The sequence below is a fragment of the Caballeronia sp. KNU42 genome, from assembly GCF_053760385.1.
Genome location: NZ_CM132389.1, coordinates 2,006,729 through 2,027,759 on the forward strand (window position 1 = coordinate 2,006,729; position 21,031 = coordinate 2,027,759).

General features: G+C 57.6%; 28 protein-coding genes. 27 read left to right on the plus strand and 1 reads right to left on the minus strand.

The features are described 5' to 3' along the window. The first annotated feature begins 5 nt into the window (after positions 1-5). Genes ACSOSP_RS28290 through ACSOSP_RS28320 form a run of 7 tightly spaced genes read left to right on the plus strand, consistent with a single transcriptional unit; the run spans position 6 to position 4,659 of the window. Positions 6-449, plus strand: a complete 444-nt coding sequence (locus ACSOSP_RS28290) for a phage protein (RefSeq protein WP_455311753.1) — start codon at positions 6-8, stop codon at positions 447-449. 3 nt (positions 450-452) lie between these two features. After that, positions 453-851, plus strand: a complete 399-nt coding sequence (locus ACSOSP_RS28295) for a phage tail assembly chaperone (RefSeq protein ID WP_455311754.1) — start codon at positions 453-455, stop codon at positions 849-851. A 47-nt stretch (positions 852-898) separates the two neighbouring features. After that, a complete protein-coding gene (locus ACSOSP_RS28300; protein ID WP_455311755.1) occupies positions 899-1,051 on the plus strand; it encodes a DUF6889 family protein in 153 nt (50 codons plus the stop codon). Beyond that, a complete protein-coding gene (locus ACSOSP_RS28305) occupies positions 1,048-2,697 on the plus strand; it encodes a hypothetical protein (RefSeq protein ID WP_455311756.1) in 1,650 nt (549 codons plus the stop codon). Before ACSOSP_RS28300 ends, ACSOSP_RS28305 begins: the two co-directional genes overlap by 4 nt. Beyond that, positions 2,694-3,383, plus strand: coding sequence for a phage baseplate protein (locus ACSOSP_RS28310; RefSeq protein WP_455311757.1), 690 nt, complete (start codon positions 2,694-2,696; stop codon positions 3,381-3,383). Before ACSOSP_RS28305 ends, ACSOSP_RS28310 begins: the two co-directional genes overlap by 4 nt. Then, the gene (locus ACSOSP_RS28315; RefSeq protein ID WP_455311758.1) at positions 3,380-3,691 is read left to right on the plus strand and encodes a phage baseplate plug family protein; all 312 of its coding nucleotides are present in this window, start codon (positions 3,380-3,382) and stop codon (positions 3,689-3,691) included. The genes ACSOSP_RS28310 and ACSOSP_RS28315 overlap by 4 nt, the downstream gene beginning before the upstream one ends. Next, entirely contained in the window at positions 3,688-4,659 is a 972-nt protein-coding gene (locus ACSOSP_RS28320; RefSeq protein ID WP_455311759.1) for a phage protein, read from the plus strand. The genes ACSOSP_RS28315 and ACSOSP_RS28320 overlap by 4 nt, the downstream gene beginning before the upstream one ends. On the opposite strand, the gene ACSOSP_RS28325 is transcribed toward ACSOSP_RS28320, so the two are convergent. Further along, positions 4,656-5,042 (minus strand): hypothetical protein, encoded by a 387-nt coding sequence (locus tag ACSOSP_RS28325; protein WP_455311760.1) that lies wholly within the window; start codon positions 5,040-5,042, stop codon positions 4,656-4,658. The genes ACSOSP_RS28320 and ACSOSP_RS28325 overlap by 4 nt on opposite strands. A gap of 17 nt (positions 5,043-5,059) precedes the next feature. Here ACSOSP_RS28325 and ACSOSP_RS28330 point away from each other — a divergent pair, with 17 nt between their 5' ends. The 20 genes from ACSOSP_RS28330 to ACSOSP_RS28425 all read left to right on the plus strand — a co-directional run bounded on the left by ACSOSP_RS28330 (position 5,060) and on the right by ACSOSP_RS28425 (position 21,015). Further along, positions 5,060-5,779: a Gp138 family membrane-puncturing spike protein gene (locus tag ACSOSP_RS28330; protein WP_455311761.1), complete on the plus strand. Its 720-nt coding sequence runs from the start codon at positions 5,060-5,062 to the stop codon at positions 5,777-5,779. Between the two features lie 45 nt (positions 5,780-5,824). Further along, positions 5,825-6,178 (plus strand): hypothetical protein, encoded by a 354-nt coding sequence (locus ACSOSP_RS28335; RefSeq protein ID WP_455311762.1) that lies wholly within the window; start codon positions 5,825-5,827, stop codon positions 6,176-6,178. Next, positions 6,178-7,608 carry a baseplate J/gp47 family protein gene (locus ACSOSP_RS28340; RefSeq protein WP_455311763.1) on the plus strand — a complete coding sequence of 477 codons (1,431 nt, stop codon included), beginning with the start codon at positions 6,178-6,180 and terminating at the stop codon, positions 7,606-7,608. Before ACSOSP_RS28335 ends, ACSOSP_RS28340 begins: the two co-directional genes overlap by 1 nt. Then, the gene (locus ACSOSP_RS28345; RefSeq protein WP_455311764.1) at positions 7,609-8,370 is read left to right on the plus strand and encodes a DUF2612 domain-containing protein; all 762 of its coding nucleotides are present in this window, start codon (positions 7,609-7,611) and stop codon (positions 8,368-8,370) included. 53 nt (positions 8,371-8,423) lie between these two features. Continuing rightward, positions 8,424-9,365, plus strand: a complete 942-nt coding sequence (locus ACSOSP_RS28350) for a phage tail protein (protein WP_455311765.1) — start codon at positions 8,424-8,426, stop codon at positions 9,363-9,365. Between the two features lie 67 nt (positions 9,366-9,432). Beyond that, complete coding sequence (locus ACSOSP_RS28355; protein ID WP_455311766.1) at positions 9,433-11,784, plus strand: hypothetical protein; 2,352 nt, start codon at positions 9,433-9,435, stop codon at positions 11,782-11,784. Between the two features lie 11 nt (positions 11,785-11,795). Next, on the plus strand, positions 11,796-12,890 hold the full coding sequence (locus ACSOSP_RS28360; protein WP_455311767.1) for a hypothetical protein: 1,095 nt from the start codon (positions 11,796-11,798) through the stop codon (positions 12,888-12,890). Positions 12,891-13,023: 133 nt separating this feature from the next. Then, a complete protein-coding gene (locus tag ACSOSP_RS28365) occupies positions 13,024-14,529 on the plus strand; it encodes a hypothetical protein (RefSeq protein ID WP_455311768.1) in 1,506 nt (501 codons plus the stop codon). 171 nt (positions 14,530-14,700) lie between these two features. Continuing rightward, positions 14,701-15,255 (plus strand): hypothetical protein, encoded by a 555-nt coding sequence (locus ACSOSP_RS28370; protein ID WP_455311769.1) that lies wholly within the window; start codon positions 14,701-14,703, stop codon positions 15,253-15,255. Positions 15,256-15,263: 8 nt separating this feature from the next. Beyond that, entirely contained in the window at positions 15,264-15,716 is a 453-nt protein-coding gene (locus tag ACSOSP_RS28375) for a lysozyme (protein ID WP_455311770.1), read from the plus strand. A 62-nt stretch (positions 15,717-15,778) separates the two neighbouring features. After that, positions 15,779-16,579 (plus strand): hypothetical protein, encoded by an 801-nt coding sequence (locus ACSOSP_RS28380; protein WP_455311771.1) that lies wholly within the window; start codon positions 15,779-15,781, stop codon positions 16,577-16,579. A gap of 4 nt (positions 16,580-16,583) precedes the next feature. Next, positions 16,584-17,051 (plus strand): hypothetical protein, encoded by a 468-nt coding sequence (locus ACSOSP_RS28385; RefSeq protein WP_455311772.1) that lies wholly within the window; start codon positions 16,584-16,586, stop codon positions 17,049-17,051. 18 nt (positions 17,052-17,069) lie between these two features. After that, a complete protein-coding gene (locus ACSOSP_RS28390; RefSeq protein ID WP_455311773.1) occupies positions 17,070-17,270 on the plus strand; it encodes a hypothetical protein in 201 nt (66 codons plus the stop codon). A gap of 29 nt (positions 17,271-17,299) precedes the next feature. Then, the gene (locus tag ACSOSP_RS28395; protein ID WP_455311774.1) at positions 17,300-17,761 is read left to right on the plus strand and encodes a hypothetical protein; all 462 of its coding nucleotides are present in this window, start codon (positions 17,300-17,302) and stop codon (positions 17,759-17,761) included. Between the two features lie 12 nt (positions 17,762-17,773). After that, entirely contained in the window at positions 17,774-19,111 is a 1,338-nt protein-coding gene (locus ACSOSP_RS28400; protein WP_455311775.1) for a beta strand repeat-containing protein, read from the plus strand. A 17-nt stretch (positions 19,112-19,128) separates the two neighbouring features. Continuing rightward, positions 19,129-19,419 (plus strand): phage fiber-tail adaptor protein, encoded by a 291-nt coding sequence (locus ACSOSP_RS28405; protein WP_455311776.1) that lies wholly within the window; start codon positions 19,129-19,131, stop codon positions 19,417-19,419. 112 nt (positions 19,420-19,531) lie between these two features. Then, positions 19,532-19,831 carry a hypothetical protein gene (locus ACSOSP_RS28410; RefSeq protein WP_455311777.1) on the plus strand — a complete coding sequence of 100 codons (300 nt, stop codon included), beginning with the start codon at positions 19,532-19,534 and terminating at the stop codon, positions 19,829-19,831. A 148-nt stretch (positions 19,832-19,979) separates the two neighbouring features. Next, the gene (locus ACSOSP_RS28415) at positions 19,980-20,234 is read left to right on the plus strand and encodes a hypothetical protein (protein WP_455311778.1); all 255 of its coding nucleotides are present in this window, start codon (positions 19,980-19,982) and stop codon (positions 20,232-20,234) included. Further along, on the plus strand, positions 20,231-20,545 hold the full coding sequence (locus ACSOSP_RS28420) for a hypothetical protein (protein WP_455311779.1): 315 nt from the start codon (positions 20,231-20,233) through the stop codon (positions 20,543-20,545). Before ACSOSP_RS28415 ends, ACSOSP_RS28420 begins: the two co-directional genes overlap by 4 nt. 8 nt (positions 20,546-20,553) lie before the next feature. Continuing rightward, positions 20,554-21,015, plus strand: coding sequence for a hypothetical protein (locus tag ACSOSP_RS28425; RefSeq protein WP_455311780.1), 462 nt, complete (start codon positions 20,554-20,556; stop codon positions 21,013-21,015). Positions 21,016-21,031: the final 16 nt, after the last annotated feature.

Below are 21,031 nucleotides of genomic sequence, written 5' to 3' on the forward strand. Positions count from 1 at the left end.
CAAAAATGAGCACGTATTCATTCATGAACTTTTCCATGACCTTAACGGGTCCTGGAGGCGCGATTGCTCTCGGTGATGGATCGGGGGATGCCAAGGAAGGCGTTACTTTCGAATTCGTCGAGAACGCCAACACGATGGTGATCGGTGCCGACGGTACGCCGATGCACAGCTTGAACGCAAGCAAGGGCGCGAAGGCCACGGTTCGATTGCTCAAGACCTCGCCGACGAACGGCCTGCTCAGCGCCATGTACAACTTCCAGCGCACGAGTTCGGCGAACTGGGGGCAAAACGTAATGGCAGGGTCCGACATTGTTCGCGGCGAGCAGTATTCCTGTCAGCAGGTTGCATTCTCCAAGTTTCCGAACAATACGTATGCGATGGAGGCCGGCACAATCGAGTGGAATTTCGATATCGGCATCATGGACCCGGCTTTGAGTTTGGGGATCTAAGTCATGAGTGAACCAGTTGATATCGGCGGCCATCTCTACCGCGTAGGGCATATGGACGTGCGCAAGCAGTTTCACGTCGCGCGCCGGATCGGTCCTGCGATGCTGGGGTTCTTGGGCGGCAGCATGCTCAAGGGAGCCAAGCTCTCCGACATGATCGGACCGGTGGTCGACGCTCTCTCGAAGATGAGCGACGAGGATTCCGATTACGTTCTCGATCAATGCCTGGCTGTCGTCACGCGCGCGCAGAACGGCGGCGAGTGGGCGCGCGTCATCGCTCCGAGCGGCGGCCTGATGTTCCAAGACATCGATCTCGCCCAAATGCTGAAGCTAGCTCAAGCGGTGTTGAAGGAGAATCTTCGCGGTTTTTTTCCTACCGCGGCTCCGGGTTCGAGCCAAGGGTAGGCCCGGGCATAGATCTTCTATCCCTACCGGATGGCGAAGACTGGCTTATGCGTCCGGTGGTCGAAGGGATGTGCAAGTACGAATCGCTGAAAGACGGCTCGCTCGATCTTGAAGACCTGATGCGCATGAATGACGCGCTCAATGTGCGCGATGAAAATAATAGGCGGCTTCAAGAAGCGGCCGAACGGGATCGGCCATGAACGATGATGTTTTGAAAGAGTTTTTGGTGTCACTCGGATTCAAGGTCGACGTCGTGTCGATGAAGAAATTCACCGACTCTGTTGCGACCGTGACTAAGGGCGTCATGGCGGCTGGCGTGGCCGTTGCTGCAACTGCAACAGCCATCGTCGCCGGCGTGGCTGTCATCTCCAATCAAATGGAGAAGCTGTATTACGCGTCACAACGTACCGGTGAAACCGTTGGCAACCTGATGGCGCTGCGTTACGCGGCTGGGCAGATTGGGCTGACTGCAGATCAGGCTCAAGGTGCGCTTGAGGGCTTCGCGCGCACGCTTCGGCTGAACCCGGGAACGAACAACCTGCTTACGTCGCTGGGCGTAACCGGGGATGGTCCGGCGGCCAAATTCGAAAGCTTCGTCGAACAGATGAAAAAGCAGAAGCCCTATGTGGCTGCTGCATACGCAGGCTTGTTCGGGATTGACCCGGACACGCTGCTGATGCTCGAAAACGGTCTTCCGAAGCTGGAGGCTGCGCAAGATAAGTATCGTGAAAAGTTGGCGGCGTTTCACATTACTCCGGATCAAGCTGCGGAAGCAGGCAAGGACTTCGACAATTCGATTCGAAATCTGGCAGATGACATACATCTGTTTTGGGTGCTCCTTCAAGAACACTTGGCGCCAGTCTTAAGCACGATCACAGAAAAGTTTACGAAATGGGAAGAGTCCCATGCCGACGTAGTGGCCGGAAAGATCGCGACAGCGCTTGAGGCGGTTGCGAACTGGGTGGCGCAGATCAACTGGAGTGAGGTCGGTAAAGACGTCGATATATTCCTGACCAAGGCGTGGGAAGTGGCGAAGGTTATAGGCAATATCATCGGCGCATTCGCAAATGTCGCGAAGTTCCTAGGGGGTGGCAGTTCAGGGGGCGGGACGCCGAGCAGCACAGACGGATCAACGCCAGCGCAGGCCGAACAACACCCGGGAGAGACGCCATTCACCGCTTGGATTCGGCGGCACGTTGATAAGTGGCGGGATGATTTCAACGGAACCCATTCGAGCGAGAATGGCGGATTCCAGGCCGACGGAAGCATTGTCGAGGTCCCGGCGGCCAATGGCGCGCCGCGCGGTATTCGCAACAACAACCCCGGCAATATCCGAGCTGGCAGCTTCGCGAATCATGCTGGTGCCACCGGTGATGACGGTGGTGGTTTCGCTACGTTCGCATCGATGCAGGAAGGCACGCAAGCGGCAATTCGCCTTCTGCAAAGTTACGCGGCCCGAGGCTATGACACCGTTAAAACGATAATCTCCCGATGGGCGCCGGGTAGCGAAAATAATACTGCGGCGTATATCGCCGATGTCGCAAAGAAGCTTGGCGTATCGGCTGATGCGCATCTTTCTGGCAACCAGCTAAGCACGGTTGCGCAGGCAATTTTCGAGCATGAGAACGGGCTAGCGTCAGGCAACGGGGCGGCACTAATGTCTTCTGCCAGAAATACCCGGCTCGGAGGTGCGGCTCTTAGCGGGCGCTCAGTGACGGTAACGCAGAAAACAGATATTCATGTCAACGGCTCGGCAGATGCGCATGGCACGGCGCGCGCAGTTGCTAGCGAACAAAGCCGAGTCAATGGTGATCTGGTCCGCAATTTCTCTGGGGTGGTGGTGTGAGCATTCTTGGCAACGCTGCCGCGGTCGGACAGATCGCACTCTCGCTGTTGGTGGTAAAGCCGAAGAGAGGCTTTTATCCATCAACAGGGTCAACGGCTACCGCATTGGTGGCTCAAGTGACCGTCGAAGAGATGCACCAGGACGAAGCTGAAATCACGGAGAACCCGGTCGAACAGGGGGCAGTAATTGCAGATCATGCGTTTGTTCGCCCTGCCGATGTCGTTATTACGGCGGGTTGGTCGAACAGTCCAAGTAATTCCGGGCCGGTCAATCAGATCTTGGGTGCGGCAGCCAATTCTAGTGGCGCGATTAAAGCCGTGATTGGTGCGGCTGAACTGGTGGGAGGCGTGGTTAATCTCTTGAGCGGCGGTCAGGATGCGGTAACGCAGGCGTATCAAAGCCTACTGAACACATATCGATCAAGAGCGCTGGTCGACGTCTACACAGCGCGCCGCATCTATAAAAACATGCTTATCAAGAGCATGGCGCTGACGACAGATCAGAAGACCGAAAACTCGATGATTATCAGGATCACGTTCCGGCAGATATTGATGGCACAGACGCAAACGGTGACGCTTCCGGACTCATCGGTGATGGCTAATCCAGAGAAGAATGCTGTAACCGAGACCGGGGCGACATCGTACCCAGTGCCGGCACCGAACATCAATGTGAGCGCGCTCCCATGAGTACGTATTTGGAGATCCCGCTCTCCGCGAATCCCCAGTCATTTAAAATTTCATTGGTTGGTGTGACCTACGAAATGACGGTCGTATGGAACACGCCGAATGCATCTTGGGTACTCGATATCGCCGACGCGAGCGGGAATCCAATTCTGTCCGGCATTCCAATGGTGACAGGTGCCGATTTGCTTGAACAATACGCGTACCTGTCGTTCGGGTTTCAATTGGTGTGCCAGACCGACAACGCCCCTGATGTAGTGCCAACTTTCGCCGATCTTGGCACTACTGGGCATTTGTATGTGATCACCCCATGAGTAATCAGTTCGGGCGCAAGGCGTCCTTGGTCGTGAGCGCGGGTGTGCAGCCTGGCGCGCCGGGGTTGGAGCTTTCGGAGTTACGCTTCAAGTTCTTTACGCGCGTTGCCGACGAACAAGCGCCCAACACCTTATATGTGCGTATCTACAATTTGTCAGCAGGAACGGTCAATAAGATCGGCAAGGAATTTAACTCGATTACCTTGCAAGCCGGTTATGAAAACGGCGGGAACTACGGGGTCGTCTTCCAAGGAACCATCAAGCAAACCGCGACGGGTAGAGAGCGAAGCGTAGACAACTATGTCGACGTGTGGGCGGCGGACGGCGATGAATTTTATAATTTCGCCGTGATCAGCCTAGCGCTGAAGGCCGGGCAGACCCCCGAGCAAGTGATCAATGCGATTCAGAGCGCTCCGTCTGTCAACGGGGTGTCAGCGCTCCCGTTTGCTGGTGATGCGTCCGGGTTAATTGCGGGGGCTGGTGGCGGGACGGCTCAGGCGCTTTCCCGTGGGAAGTCATTGTTTGGGATGACTAGGGACTACGCGCGAGACTGGTCCAATAAGTATGGGTATAGCTGGTCGATGCAGAACGGCCAGTTTGTCGTAGTGCCGATCACAGGATATCGGCCCGGTGAGGCTGCCGTGCTGTCGTCGACAACTGGGCTCATCGGCATTCCGGAGGCGACTGCGGATGGCGTGAAGGCGCGCGCGCTTCTCAACCCGTTAATCCGCATCGGCTGTCTCGTACAGATAGCGCAGTCAGATATTAACCAGATCACGACGCAGCAGCAGGGCCTGACGTACTCGCCCGCAGTTGCTACTGTCACCACTGCAGCTGGCTTCTACCGGGTGCTGGTAGCCGAGATGTCCGGTGACACGCGTGGCAATGACTGGTTTTCGGATCTTACATGTCTGGCAGTCGATATATCGGCAAGCGACCAGAATGAATCGGTCAAGCCGTACGGTTAATTGTGCAGGTTATCGATCATCGAAGGACTTGTAACTCCCGCAAATGGGAGTCCATCCTTCATGATTCCCCAGACGACTGGTAGGTAGCCGTCCTCCATCTTGACATTCATGGGCGTTCCGGCCGGCACGAACTGGCATCGGTAATCGGACGGTTTAGGTTCTGCCCCGACGTCATACCCATTAACGAGCGCAGCCCTCTTTCGGAGTTCAGGAGAGAGGGATCGCTGAGCGTGCCGAGCCGCATTAATCTGGCCGAAAAGCCAATTCGCCTCATCCATTGACGGGCAAACGATCGCTCCATCTACAAGATCCATGCCCTTCGCTGTCGGCTGAGAAAACGCCGGCGCAGACGCAAAGACCAGCAACAGCACAATATTTTTCATGGTGTCTCAAGGCAAAGATGCAACAGACAGAACGCCTAAATTCGTTCAGTGAGGCGCTTCTATCGGCCTTGGACGGCAGGCAGGCCAATATCTGGACAACATTGCCGGGGATCATCGAGCAAGTCAATGGTAACGGCACTGTGGTGGTTCAGCCGGCCATTAAAGCGCAGGTCAGATCGCCAAATGGAACCATGCAGTGGGTGGCATTGCCGCTGCTGCTGGATTGCCCGGTCGTCTACCAGCGCGGCGGGAACTGCACCTTCACGTTTCCGATCGCGAAGGGCGACGAGTGCCTTGTCTCCTTTTCCTCGCGCTGCATCGATGCGTGGTGGTCGTCGGGAGGCGTTCAGGTTCAGTCAGAACTGCGGATGCACGACCTATCCGATGGGTTCGCGACAGTCGGGCCCTTTTCGCAGGCGACGCTGATTTCGGATATCAGCACGACGACCGCACAACTGCGAAGCAATGATGGTTCGACGTATGTCGAGCTAGACCCGGCCGGCAAGGTGGTGAATGTGGTCGCGCCGGGCGGCATGACGATCACGGCACCAACTCTGACCGTTACCGGCGTGATCAACGTCGAGAACCAAGCCGGCGCCACGAACGCATCTACGTACAACGGAAGCATTGCCACAACCGGCGATGTGGTTGCCGGGACCGTCAGCCTGCAGAACCACTTGACCAGCGGCGTCCAGCACGGAACAGATGAAAGCGGGCCTCCAGTGTCCGGCACGTAACGCTCAACCAGCCCGCTTCGGCGGGCTTTTTTACGCCCATACGACATGAGATATCGCGAACTGACGGCAACAGGCGACATGCAGTTCGGGCAATCGCAAGTCAATTTTTTGGTGAATAGCCCCGCCACCGTCGCGCAAGCCGTCCTCACCCGCCTGAAGTTGATTCAACTCGAATGGTTTCTCGATCAGACGGCCGGCGTCCCGTACAGCACCGACATTCTCGGTGCTGACACCGGGTCGACCCGCGATCTTGCTTACCAGACCGTGATTCTTGAAACGCAGGGCGTGACCGCTATCACCGAATACGCGAGCTATCTCAACCCGGCGACGCGCGCGTTCACCTTGGCAGCGACGATCGACACGATTTACGGCACGACCACAATCACGACGGGCACCTGATGGCAACGACTTACCCTCTGGCAACGCTCTCGGCTCAGATCACGTCGGCCGGTATTTCAGCGCCGTCGTATGCAGAAATTTTTGCTTCATTGCAGGCCAGTTATCAGTCGATCTACGGCAGTGACATTTACATCGACCCAGACAGCCAAGACGGCCAGATCATCGGAGTTTTCGCTCAGGCTATCAGCGACTGCAACCAGACTGCAATCACCGTCTATAACGCCTTCTCGCCGACGTATGCGCAAGGCGCAGGGTTATCCAGTGTCGTGAAGATCAACGGCATCCAGCGCGAGATCTCGACTTATTCGACGGCTCTACTGACGATCGTCGGGCAAGCTGGGCGCACGATCAATAACGGCATCGTGCAGGACGCATCGCAGAACAACTGGGCTCTTCCTGCGCTTGTGACCATTCCTCCGTCCGGAACCATTTCGGTTACTGCGACGTGTCAGACGATTGGCGCGATTACGGCTCTTCCGAACACGATCACGAATATCACGACGCCGCAGCAGGGCTGGCAAACAGCGACTAATCCTGCGGTATCGGAGCCGGGCAATCCTGTCGAAATGGATGCAGCGCTTCGTCAGCGTCAGACCATCTCGACGTCGCTTCCGGCTTTGACACCGCTCCAAGCAATTATTGGAAACGCTGCCAATGTGGTCGGGGTCGGCCGCTATGCGATTTATGAGAACCCGACGAAGATCACGGACAGCAACGGCATCCCCGCGAACAGCATTGCAGTTGTTGTCGAGGGCGGTGATGTCACGCAGATTGCGACTGCCATCGAGGTTAAGAAATCTCCTGGTACTGGGACATACGGCACCACCTCGGTGATTGTCTACGACCCGTCTGGCGTGCCGATTGATATCAGTTTCTTTGAACTCACCGAAGTACCGATTTTCGCACTGATCGATATCACGCCGCTGGTCGGGTATTTGTCGACTACGGGTGTGGCTATCGAGGAATCAGTTTCAGCCTTCATTGAAGCGCTCGCGATTGGCTCCGGCGTGAATCTGAATAAGGTTCTTTCGCCAGCCGGCCTTCAGGGTAATGCGGCGATTACAGCCACGGGCTTGACCCAATCGCAACTCACAACGCTGGCTGCGACCTACGACATCGATTCGGTGTACATGGCGCGCGCCGACATGAGCGTGATTGGCGGTCCTTATGGCGCAGGCGCAGTAGCAGTTTCGGTAACCAATCCGACGAATTTCTCGGTCGGCCAAGGCATTACGTTGATCGCCAGCGACTCATCGCAGATCGCCGCCGCGGTGACGTCGGTCGTCGGCTCGGTCGTCGGATTCTCGCCAGCCATTCCATCCGGAAAAACGATCAACAACGGCGCGCTGATTTATGTGGCCGGCAACCTCGCGATCGCGTTCACCGAGGCCGCGGCATGCAGTTCGGCCAATATCCTTTTGAGCACGTAAATGTCGGCAGATATCTACGCGTACACGTCGCTCATTACGAGCCAGCACAATGTCCAGCCGAATTTCATGGCCACGGTAGCAGCGCTCGTGCAACCGGCGGCCGATCTTCAAGCGGTTCTCAATAGCATTCCGGCCCTGTACGACCTGGATGTTGCGGTAGGTGTTCAGCTTGATACGGTTGGGCAATGGGTCGGACAAACCCGGAATCTGAAAGAGCCGATCACGGGCGTGTATTTCAGCTTCGATACCACCGGCCTCGGTTTCGATCAGGGAACATGGCTTGGCCCGTTCGACCCAACGTCAGGACTTGTCGCGCTGCCTGATGACTCATATCGGATTCTGCTTTACGCGACCATCGCCGCTAATTCATGGGACGGCACTGTTCCATCTGCTTATGCGATCTGGGGAACGCTCTTCGCCTCGCTTGGGTATGAAATCCTGATTCAGGATAACCAAGACATGACGATGGGGATCATCCTCATCGGGCCTACGCCAAACGCTGTGACGCTCGCTCTTTTCTCCGGCGGTTATCTGAATCTCCGGCCCGCAGGAGTGCTGATCGAGTTCTACGGGGTCCAATCTGTTCAGAATGCTCCCGTCTTTGGGTTTGACGCCTCGCTATCTGCTTTTTTGATTACCTCCGGCGGGCAGCAAGTCGTCACTGCAGGAGGAGAGGCCGTGATAGTTGGCGGCACTGGCGGCGGATCAAGTGTTGCAGGCTTTGATATAGGGGCGTGGTTCACCTACATAACCCCAGCATAAAACCAAATACAGCCACCTTCGGGTGGCTTTTTTATTGCCCGCTCGGAGCATAAATGGCTGTTGAAAATGACTTCTTGGTGTTCGCTGGCCAATCCGGCGCGAACGTCGTTCCGCAGAGCTCGTATGCGGGCCAAACGTGGCAGCAGGGCGGATTTGTAGCTGGCATCGCCCCGTCTGCACAGTTGAATAAACCGTGGCGCCAGTCGAGCATCATGGCAGCGGTGCTTGCGCAGTTCATCGTCAACAACAGTGGTCAGCCCGCGATTGACGACGGCACGACCGCGACATTGTTGGCGAATCTGCAGGCCGCTATGTCGGCTATTCATGGGTTCGCCACTTTTACGTCGAGCGGAACATTCACCGCGACTTACACGGGCACCCATTTTGTAAGTGGCGCTGCCGGCGGCGGCAGTGGCGGTGGCGGCGGCAGCAATAACATTACCAACGCCGCAGGCGCATGTGGAAGCGGCGGCGGTGCTGGGATGCCGGTCTTGCTTCAGGCATTCAACCTAGTACAAGGGGTTGTTTACACCGTCACCATCGGGGCTGGTGGCGTTTCAGTGGCCGGTGCGGCCCAAGGGGTTGCAACTGCTCCTAATGGCAACCCTGGTGGCAATGTTGTATTTAGCGGCTCCGGGATAACTACCTTAACTCTCACGGGCGGAAGTGGCGGCCTCGGTGGCGGTCAAGGCATCAACACGGGAAATGTGAGTGGGCCAATCGGAGGGACCGGGTTTCCTGCTGGCGGACCGGCCCCAGATGGTCTGAATGCTGGCAGTGTCCAGGCATATGCGGCTGTAGGAGGAGGAGGAGCATCGGGGCCATTTGGCGGCGGCGGATTCGGGGGGCGTGCTGGCCAGGGCGGCGGCATAGCAGCAACACCAGGTTATGGGTATGGCGCCGGCGGCGCCGGCGGCGGGTCTGCCTATGGTATCGGCGGGGCTGGTGCCGCATCAAGCGCTGGTATGCCCGGCTTCTTAACGATCGAATGGTAAGCAATACGCCGCCGTCATCTCGTCGCATTACAACCACCTTCGCGGTGGTTTTTTATTTGGCACTCACATGACCGTTACTGGCGAGCAGTTAAAGCAGTTCCCCTCAGCGGGAGCAACGCAAGACGCGGATCTGGTCTATACGTCTCAGAGCGGAGCCGAGGCAGCCACGACTGCGGGTCAGTTAGCGGCCTATGTCAATGCCAAAGTAAATCCGGCCAATCTCACTTTCAGGAACACGCTCACCGGCGCGGAGAAGATCGCCATTCTGCAATCGGGATCGCTCGTCTACGCCACGGTCACTGATCTCACGACGACGAACGCCACGGTTGAGACATTTACTGCTGGCCCGACATTCACTGGTTCTATCAGCGGCACGACGCTAACGTCCAGCGCCGTAACTGGCACCATCGCGATTGGGCAAACAGTTTTCGGCGCGGGCGTCACTGCGGGCACGACCATTACTGCCGGTTCTGGCACATCATGGACGGTAAATCACTCGCAAAGCGTCACCAGTGAATCGATGGGCGCCGCGAGCGCCTCTCAATTCGCACCTGGCTTTAGCACGAGCATTGCGCTCGCTGGAACCTATGGGGCAATCGCTAACGTTCCGATTTACTTCGATTCTGATCGGCAATGGGATTGCACTCTCGCCGGCCAAGTTCTTAGCTTTAATCCGACGGTTCCTCTAGGAGTTCTGGCGGTCTATGCCGCAGGCGGTTCGACGCGCACAATCGGCGTGCCAAGCTCCGGCACTGTCGGCGACGCTCAACTGTCTTGGGGGGCGATCCTTCCGCGGGTGCTCGGCTCGGTCGCAGCACTTCAAAACCTGAACGTAGCCATCTACCAGCGAGCATCCACGAACGCCTATTACCCCGGTGGACCTGGAGCCGGCGATTACTGGTACGACTCGACGTGCCCGCAGTCGAGCGCCAACGGTGGGACCATCATCACGAGCAACACCGGAACAGGCTGCTGGCGTTTGATTCCGTGTGGCGCGGTTACGCTTTTTCAGTTCGGCGCCAAAGGAAATTCGAACGGCACAACGGGAAACGGGGCCGATGACACTGCTGCAATTCAGGCTGCCGTAACATGGCAATCGACAACTGGCGCGCCGATCGTCGCAAACTCTGTTTCTGCTACATCCGCATATCGCACCACCGCTCCGATTACGTCGTCTGCTACCTTCAATATGCTGGGCGAGGGCTGCGAGCTGTTCAAGGGTGCAGCTGGCACACCCACAAACGGGCGCGGCCCGGGTTCATGGTTTTACTTTGATCACGCCGGACAAGGATTCGCTGTCAACAGTGGAAATTCCACGCTAGTCACCGCGACGGTTAAGGGCATTGGAACGATGCGCAACCAACCGACGCCAAACGGGGGCGCGTACACGCCAGCAGCGAACGATTTCGATTTCTATTTCTACGATTGCGAATTGGAGATGGACGACTTTGTCACGCTCAATCCGACCAAAGGCGTGATGTTCACTTCCGGCGCGATGTCGCAATCGCGCGCCTCTATCCGGCACTGGAAGGGGCAGCCGTTGTCGGTCGGTTTGCAAATTGACATGGCCGCAGACGTGGTGAAAACCGACGACATCCACTTCTGGCCGTTCTGGTCATTCGACGTGGGCGTGACGAACTACACGCTGGCGAACGGGATCGTTTATTACTCGGGGCGGAATGATAATCCTCAGTTGAGCAATATCTTTGCGTATTCGTACGCATACGGTGTTTTGCTTTATCTGGCCTCTCAGGGCGCGACCAGCAAATTTGCGGCAGTAAATTGCGATTTCGATTCGGTCGGGGTTGCCAGCCTCTATGTGGGTGCGAATGTGTCATCGTTCGTCGGCTACCTGTCGAATTGGGTAGCTCAAGGGCCGAATGGAGCAGTCGGAACTGGCATTGTCTTTGACGCTGCGTCGTCTGGAAATGAGCTTCTTCTCAGCAATTGTGATATGGGCAATTTCCCCGGGAGCGCTCTTTTCATCGGCGGCACGGCAAACAACGTGGTGCGGATGTCTAACACGCGGCTTTATTCGTACAACCAAGCCAACACAGGGAGTCCTGCCGTCGGCATCACCGCGAATAATTTCCTCTACTACGCCCCGGCGACTTGCGCGTTTCTCGCTCCAGGCAGTGGTGCGCTTCCGTTTGGCGCTACTGGAACGATCGTCTCAGGGGTGAGCGCATGGGCAGCGGCTACGCAGACGACCGATGCAAACGGGCTCGTTACCGTCACCCATAGTCTCGGACATACGCCGACGGTCGCGTTTGCGATTCCGACTGGCACGACCGCCGCACTATCGATGAATGCTATCGCGGTGACCCCAACGACAGCCGTGTTCAAGGTTTTTAATCCCACTACTGGTGCGGCCTTGGCTACCACATCGGTTCCATTTTATTGGACCGTATCCTTTTAATCGGGATGTCAATGAAACGTCTTATAGCCATCGCGCTTGCGCTGTTCTGCGCTTCTTCCTTTGCCACGACCCCCAGCCCCGTTTCTCTTCTAAGCACAGCGGGATCAACATCCGGTCAGGCCATCGTGTCTCCTGGTCCGGCAGGTCCTGCTGGTTGGGGGAATGTCTCTGCCGCTGCTTTGACAGGCATAACACCTGCCATAAACGGCGGCACAGGCGTCACCACGGCTGCGGCAGAATTGGCGAGAATTGGCGCAGGGAGCACTGCTAGTCCGTTGTCTCAATTCGCATCAACCACCTCGGCGCAATTGGCTAGCGTGATTTCGGATGAAACTGGCTCGGGCAGCGCGGTATTCGGGACGTCTCCAACAATCGCTACCCCGGCCATCACTGGCGGTACGATATCGGGGACGCCAATCAGCGGCAGTACCGGGTCCTTCACGACATTGGCGGCCAGCAGCACGGTAAGCGGGGCCGGGTTCACTTCGTTACTGGCGCCCTATGCTCCGCTGGCCTCCCCAGCGCTAACCGGATCACCCACCGCGCCATCTGCCGCCGCGCACAACAGCTCCACGCTGCTTGCCACGACACAGTTCGTCGAGAATGAGTTGGCGAACCCACCAGCGATCGGAGCCGGGACGCCGGGGAGCGGCGCTTTTACGACGTTGATTTCGTCGAGCAATTCTAAGGTGTTCGCGCAAAACTCAGGCGGTCAGTCAATTGCAAACAGCACCGCCACGACGGTGACAGGCTGGACAACGGTGTTCGATACCAATTCGAACTTCGTCGCGAGCACAGGCGTATTTACAGCGCCGCGGGCCGGTCAGTACCTCGTGAGCGCCAACGTGACCTATGCGGCAGCCCCATGGTCTGCAAGCACGGTGGGGCAAATATTCATCCTCAAGAATGGGACGTCTCTTGCGGCTACTGGCGCTGCTGTAGGCGCCGCAGCAACAGAAGCGCTGCGAGTTGGCTCCCTGATGATTATTGTCAACTGCGCTGCGGCCGATACGATTACGGTTCAGACATCGCAGAATTCGGGGGCCGCAGTTGCGCTCGCGGCAACTGCTTCTTTTAATACGCTATCCATTACCGAACTTCCGTAAATCTTACTCTGGTGTAATATCTCGCCATTCGAAATAGGGGCGAGTCATGCGGAGAGCAGGGTATTTTATAGGGTTGGTCTTGGCGTGCTGCCTGTCGATTTATCTGTTCTTCTATAAGCAAATCGACAGCGGAATGACCGTCATCTATGGTGATGCGTATGACGCCGTCATTCAGTCTGTCCTGATATCCCACTGGTTCGAAGTCTTCAAGTTGCACCACGTCTGGAACGAGCCGCTTTATTTCTATCCATATCCAGACGTGCTCGGCTATAACGACGGCTATTTCATCAATGGCTTGATCGCCAGCGTCTATCGCCTGTTCGGGTTCAACCTACTACTGAGCAATGAATTCTGCTCGATGACGATCCGCACGATTGGGTTCTTCTCGATGGCGGCTCTGCTTCGACGCCTCAAGTGCGGCGACATTGTGAGCATTCTCGGCGCGGCGCTCTTCACGCTTTCGCTTGCGATCTCGGTTCACGCCGGCAACGGCCAGCTTCTCGATGTGAGCTTCGCGCCCGGGCTTGCGTTGCTTCTGCTCAATGCAGTTCGATCGATCGACAAAGGGAATGTCAGGTCGGCTTTCTGGTGGCTCGCAGGCTTTATCGTGCTGTACGGCGCGTTCCTGATGAGCGGCTTTTACATGGCGTGGTTCTTCGGGCTGTTCACGATCCTGTTCGTTGTGGCGCTCGCGGTAGTGGATTTCGATTATCTGAAGGGCCTCGTATGTCGGTCACGGGCTCTCCTGTGGTATCTGCCTGCACTGTCATTCATTGCCCTGATATCGGTCGCACCGTTCCTCTACGTCTATCTTGCGACGCTAAAATCGACCGGCGGCCAGACCTACGAAGCCCAGAAGCTGTACATGCTGTATCCGATCGATATTTTCAATGCGGGACTGTACAGCGCGATTTGGCATAGCACATTTGCCGCTCTGGATCAGAAACTCCCCGGTCTTTTCAGGATCGGCGTGACAAGCAACGGCTTCACGCCGGACGTGATCGCTGCGATGGCCGTGATCGCCGCGGTGCTGTTGCTCAGAAAGTGGAAGTCTGTGCCGCGCGCCTATGTGGCGCTGGCTCTCGCGGTGTCCGTCGGGCTACTTCTGCCGCTGACGGTTGGCGGGTATTCGCCGTGGTTTCTTGTGAACGTCCTGATACCTGGCGCGCGCGGGATGCGAGTAGTTGGGCGTTTCTACCTGTTCCTGTCGTTTCCCGTGGCCGTCCTGATTGCAGTGTTCATGTCACGCCTCAAGCTGTGGTTCTCGACAATCGCGATGCTGGTGCTTTGCGCCACTCAGGTGAACGCTTCTCCGTATGTAGCGCTGAACGTTCCGGCCGAGATGGCGATAGCTGAGCACGCCGGCCAGCCGCCAGCGTCCTGCAAATCGTTCTACGTGGTGAATCCGAGCGCCTCAACCTCAGAAACCGAGCTTCTGTACAAGCAGAACATGCATGCCATGCTGCTCGCGGATCGATTCGACCTTCCGACGCTCAACGGATTTGCGTCATTCAACCCGCCAGATTGGGTATTCCGCCAGCAGCCGGACTACCAGGAGAAGGTGAAAGCCTACATTCTGGCGCACCGACTCGAAAACGTCTGCGCCTATGATTTAGGAACTGGCGCCTGGTCGAGATAATGTGCGGCCTGATGCATCGCCTCGCCACTGGCTTTCTGCTCAGCGGTGGGTGCGAGGAAATAAAACGATAGCGCTACCACTATAGCCAGTGCTGCTGCGCCTATTAGGCCATTGGAAACTCTCATAACCTCTCCTTATATTTTGTGACCAGATCTTACCGCAAATTCTAAGATGAGCATTTTCCGCCCGCGAGGCGGTTTTTGCGTTCAAGTTTCGCAGCACCGCAAGCCGCCCTCCGAGGCGGTTTTTTATTGTCTGGACCGCATGGACGACCACATGATGACCGTCACCAACGAAGCGTTGCAGGCACAGATAAAAGGCCTTGATGAGAAGGTCGATGAGCGTCACCAGAACAATTCGAGGTCTCTAGAAGAGATCGGCAGAAAGATGGACACGCTGATCGAACTGAACCTCGGACAGAAGCTCCAGGCGCAATTGATCGGGCAGCTCAGCGAGAAAGTGGATTCGCACGACGAGGCGTTCAAGGATTTTTACAAGCGCCTCAACAAGGCCGAATCCACTATCAATGTTCACGGCTGGGCGTGGAAGATCACCGGCACTCTTTTGCTTGCATGCCTGCCGGTCTGCGGCTGGATCGTTGTTCAGATTCAAGAGTTCTACCAAAATTTTCAACATGACGAAGCTCGCGTGGCGACGCTCGAATTTTTAGTGCAGGGCCGCACGACGCCCGTGCTTCCGCCAGCGCAAACATCATCTGGTAAGTAGAGGTTGCCATGCAATATTCCCAGGAAGGTCTATCGCTTACCGAGTCCTTTGAAGGCTGCAACCTAACTGCCTATCAAGATTCAGTTGGCGTCTGGACGATTGGCTATGGCCACACGCAGGGCGTCGCGCAGGGCATGACCTGTACGCAGACTCAGGCCGAGCAATGGCTACTCGCCGACGTCGCCAATGCTGAAGCCGCGGTGAATCGACTCGTGCACATCGCGATGTCGCAAGAGGAATTCGACGCCCTTGTCGATTTCACCTTCAACCTCGGGATCGGCAACTTCGCAGGCTCGACATTGCTGAGGCTGCTCAATGTGCGCGACATCGCAGGCGCCGCCAACGAGTTCGAGAAGTGGGATTTAGCTGGCGGTGTCGTAGTCGCCGGCCTCTTGCGCCGTCGTCAGGCAGAACAAGCGCTGTTCTCGCTCGGGGCTGATTTCAGCGGTTCGACCACATAACACACCCCGCACCACCGAATACCCCAGCCGCCTCGCGCGGCTTTTTGCATTGAAGAGGCGGCATGGCTTATAGCAAGAGCGTCGTCTTCACATCGCTGCCAGTGGTTCTGCCAGCGGACTTCAACCCGGCAGATAACACGATTTACGCGTGGGGTGCTGCGGGTGCGCCCGGCTATGGAGAACTGCCCGGCGGCGCCGGCGGCGCCATTGCATGGCTGTTGAATTATGCAGGTACGCCTGGCGCGACTGTCACTTCCCAGATCGGCGTAGCGGGCACGTCCGGCACGTCCGGGTCTACCAGCGGCACAGCGGGCACGGACACGTGGTTCGTCAGCACGACGACCCTTTTAGCAAAAGCGGGGCAGCCCGGCACGTCGGCCAATACCGCACCGCTCGGCGGTCAGGCTTCCGCGTGCGTGGGGACGGGCAAGTTCTCGGGCGGCAGCGGTGGCATCGGTGTCAATGCGGCCGGTGGGGGTAGTGGCGGTGCTTCGGCTTCGCCTACTGGCGCTGGAGCCAATGGAGCTACGGGAACCACGACCGGTGCAGTGGGTGGCGCTTCACCTGGCGCTGGCGCTGGCGGTCTAGGCGCGCCGATTACCCCGGGCACTGGCAACACTTCAGCGAATAACGGCGTCAGCAACGTCCTCGGCGGTGGTGGTGGTGGTGGATGCGGTGAAACATCTGGCGGTGCAGGCGTCGGCGGTAACGGCGGTTTCCCGGCCGGCGCGGCCGGTGCGGGCCAGTTCGGTACAGCAGGCGGAACAAGTGCCGGAGGCCAAATCGTTGTTTCTTACAACCCGGTCATCGCCTCCCTCGTCTGGGACAACAACGCGATGTATAGAAATTTCCTTGTGAGGTAGCAACGTGCCGAGAGTTTATACAGTCGAGTTCAATGCAGTGGCATTGAGCGCGCAGCAGGATTTGATCTCCTTGCTCGCTGGCACGAATCAGCCAGTGATCATGATGGAGCTTGGCTTATCGCAAAGCACGGACGTGAGCGATGCCAACGAAAAGGAATGGAACCTTGTCCTGAAATCCGGTGCGACGTCGGCCGGCTCGGCCGGTAGCAGCTATACCCCCGTTCCTATCGACTTCGGTGATTCCGCGGCTGGCGCCACGGCGCGCACCAACGATACAACGATCGCTTCGGCTGGCACGATCGTCACGCATCTGGCATGGAACTGGAACGTACGCGTCCCGTTTCAATACATCTGGATGCCTGAGACGCGGATCGTCATTCGCCCCGCGCGCCGGATTGTTTTCGGGCTGGCAACAACCCCTAACGCGGCGACGACTTGTTCGGGCTATGCCGTATTTCAAGAAATTGGTTGATTTTTAAGCGAGATAACGATGGCAATCGTAACGACGACGCATGGCGATATGGATCAGGCGGATCTGCTGAAACTGGAAGGCGGTTTCGAAAACGACAATGAGATCGTGACGTGGGTGCAGTACCACCTTCCGGCCAGTGGCGAGATGGTCCACCGCAGCGCTCATGTGCATTTGAAAGATCCGGTCGCCGCGGAAGCCATTGCTGCGATGCTCGGCTAATCCACCACTTTTTATCAGCGAGATAACTCATGGCTAGTAACGCACAGGCAATGGTCACTTCGTTTAAAGTCGACCTTCTCAACGGATTGCATGCCTTCGGCGCAAGCGTGATCCGAGCGGCAACCACGAAAGACACGTTCAATGCAGCCCTATATTTGACGGGTAGCAGCATCGGCGCAGCAACGACGGCATATAGCGCAACCGGCGAAGTGACCGGCACCAATTACACGGCCGGCGGCGTCGCTGTCACGACCGGCACTGCGCCGGCTGCATCAGGCACCGCGGCAATCTTTACGCCGTCCGCATCGATCGTCTACACGAACGTCACGCTTGCGACCGCCTTCGATTGCGTGTTGATCTACAACAACACGGCCTCGGGCAAGAATGCCGTCAGTTCACACACGTTCGGCGCGCAGACCATCACGGCCGGAACGCTCACCTTGACGATGCCGGCTGGTGGCTTAGGCACTTCGCTTCTGCAGATCACCTAACGCGAGGTCGTTATGGCCGGCGTGTTTCGTGTTCCATTTTTCCGGCCGCCGCAACCATCACCGATTGCCACACTCACCGCTCAATCAAGCGCGGGTGCCGCGCTCACTGGAAATTCAGGCACGGGATCGGTGGCCGGCGTCACCGTTTCCGTCACGATTGGGCTAACTGGAAACTCAGCAACCGGCTCGGTCGGTTCTATCGCACCGAATCTTGGCGCGGCTCTGTCTGGCAATGTCGGAATCGGCGTCGTAGGTTCTGTAGGACCGGCTGCGACTTTCGCGCTGAGTGGTAACGCAGGCACAGGAGCGATCGGCTCTCTAGTTTCAAGCCAAGGCATCACGGGCAACGCAGCAACCGGCGGCGTTGGATCTGTAGGCGCTGGCGTCACCCTGGTCATTACGGGTAATTCTGGCGTTGGCGCGGTTGGCTCGCTTAAGCCGAACGTCTCCGCGGCGCTCACCGGGAACAACGCGACGGGCGCAGTAGGCAATGTCGCGCTCGTGACTGGATTGACCGGCGTTGCGGGTTCCGGTTCGGTTGGCGCTGTCGGCGTCAAAAACACGCCTGCCGCGCTCGGTGGGAATACCGCCACCGGCAGCGTCGGTTCGGTCTCGCAATCGGTCTCGATTACGCTTTCGGGCAACGCGGGTGTCGGCTCCGTCAATAGCCTGGCGCTCGTCACTGGTCTGACTGGTAATTCGGCAACTGGTAGCGTCGGCGCGCTTGGCGCAAAGCTCTCTCTGCCGGTCACTGGTAACGCGGGAGTTGGTTCAGTTGGTTCAGTCTCGGCCGGCGGCGCAGGCGTCGTATCACTGTCGGGCAATAGCGGTACCGGCGTTGTTGGAAACATAAGCGCAGGCATCACGCTCGCTCTTACCGGGAACGTCGGCACGGGTTCAGTTGGGTCAGTAGCGCCATCCAGATCAGCAGCGCTGGCTGGGAACAATGCGACCGGCTCCGCAGGATCGTTGATCGCTGGAAGGGCGCTTTCAGTTTCCGGAAATAGCGCGACAGGTTCTGTGCAGTCGCCTACAGAAGGCATTGCGATAGGTCTGTCTGGTAACGCCGCGGCTGGCTCAGTCGGCACCGTGGCAATCACTGGCGGGGCATCGATAGCGCTAACGGGGAATATTTGCGCGGGATCGGTTGGGTCATTAACCGCAGCTACGTCGATACCCATCCCGCCGATCGTGTTCACGGTCGCTGCGGAAAACAGAGCATTCACGGTTCCCGCTGAGTTGCGGTCCTTTGCGGTGCCAGCCGAGAACCGGTCATTCACCCTCGCCGGGCAGAACAGAAGTTTCGTTATCCCTGCGGAGGTACGAACTTTCGTGGTCGGCCGCCAGTAATCTTTTTCGGAGCCGCAATGTCGTTCCCAAGTTTTAACAATGTGCCTCCCAAAGATCCTTTGGACGTGCTGCCATACGCGTTCGATTGGACGGCATTTTTGCCCGTCGGCTCAACGATCGTCAGTGCAACGGTCTCCGTACCAAGTGGAATCACGCTAGTTGCGCCAGCCGTCGTCAATGGCTCGGTCGTGAACTTCACGCTGTCGGGTGGCGTGGCAAACAACGCTTACCTGATCTCCTGTTTCATTCAAATGAACCCGCCTGATGCGGCCAACCGATCGTTCACGCTGAACGTCAAAAGCCTTTAGTCCGGTCCATTGACAACCTTGCGCCATCTGTTTGTCAACCTTAGCTAGCAGTTTTGTCAACCAACCGGCCCTGAGCCGGTTTTTTTACGTCTTCAACTTTTAGGAAATCATCATGACCAAGACCGTTCTCGTTGTTCTCTCCACCGTCGACTCCGACCAGCCCGCAGGAACCGCTGCTCAAGGCGGCATCACGTTCACGCTTTCGAATGGCGCGCCCGCTCAGATGATCGCCGCCGCTCCGTTCTCGGCATCGTTCGCTGACGTTGCCTTCGGCTCGTACACCGTGACCACGCAAGCCGTCGATATCAACGGTCAGCCGGTCGGCGCACCGTCCGTTTCTGAGGCCTTCAACGTCATCGACGACTCGGTGAAATACCAGTTGCCGGGCGGTATGACGATCACGGTGAGCTGAGGTGTTCACGGCATTGCGTAGGCTGCCCGCTTGGTGGCCGGTCTGGTGCCGCCGTCGAAAGCCGGTGGTCTACCAGATGCCTCATTCGTACAAGATCCACATCCACAAGTAGCCGCCTCCGGGTGGCTTCCTCGTTTCTGGAGGTTCCATGAACTGGAATCTGTTCCTGCAATTCATTGGCTACGCGTTTTTGATCTCGATCTACGCGATCTTCGCTTGGTCCGGAAAGGTGCCAGTCGAAGGCTTCATTGTGGTCCTCGCAAGCGCGTTGTCCACCCTGAGTTCGGCGCATATTTCGGCTTCCGCAGCCAAGCGTGCGTCTGATGCGGCGCAAGCAGCAAACGACGCCGCATCGACGCCTGCGGCTCCCGCGCCTTCACCAACCGTCGTAGTCCAGTCGTGATCCGCGCCGCGCTCGTCCTCATGGCGCTGACGCTCTGCTCGTGCGCCGGGATCTCCACTTACGATGTCCGTCCATATTACGACGCCGCGACCGGGCAGCAGGTTTGTTGCTCAGCCGTCATTACGAGTGGACGCGATGTGGCGAGCGCAACGGTTGACGTCACCAAGTACGCCGACGGCACCGTCACAGTTCATTTCGCTGAAAACGGTGTGAACGCAACGGCGCCGATTGCTGCAAATGCTGAAACGGCTTCCGCGGTCGCGGGTGCTGTGTCCAATGTGGCGGTCTCCGCCGCGAAAATCCTCCACTAGGAACCATCATGAAAACGTTGTTCATCGCCGCGCTTGCGGCTATTTGCGTTGGCTTCGCGGGTTGTGCATCCACGGGCACTCCGCAGACAGCCACTCAGTTGCTGGCAACCGTCCACGCCGATATCACGACCGCGTGCACCGTCGCCGGCCCAACGCTCGCTTCCATGCAGACGATGGAATCAGGGTTGACCGCCGATCAGGCTGCGATCGTCGACAAGGTCTATGCGGACGCGACTGCATTCTGCTCGGCGCGCTCGACGATCAGCGTCGCGAGCATTGCCGACTTTGCGAACACCGCCATCCCCGCCGGTTTGAAATTGGTCAATGCCTCATCGCTTTCGACGGACGACAAGACGTTGATCGCCATTGGCGTCATGGCGCTTCAGGCATCGCTTAACGCCGCGCTGGCGCAATACAACTCGGCATTGCCGGCTGCCGTTCCGACTGCAGCTTCCGCCCCCGCCGCATAACACCCAGGTCGTATCA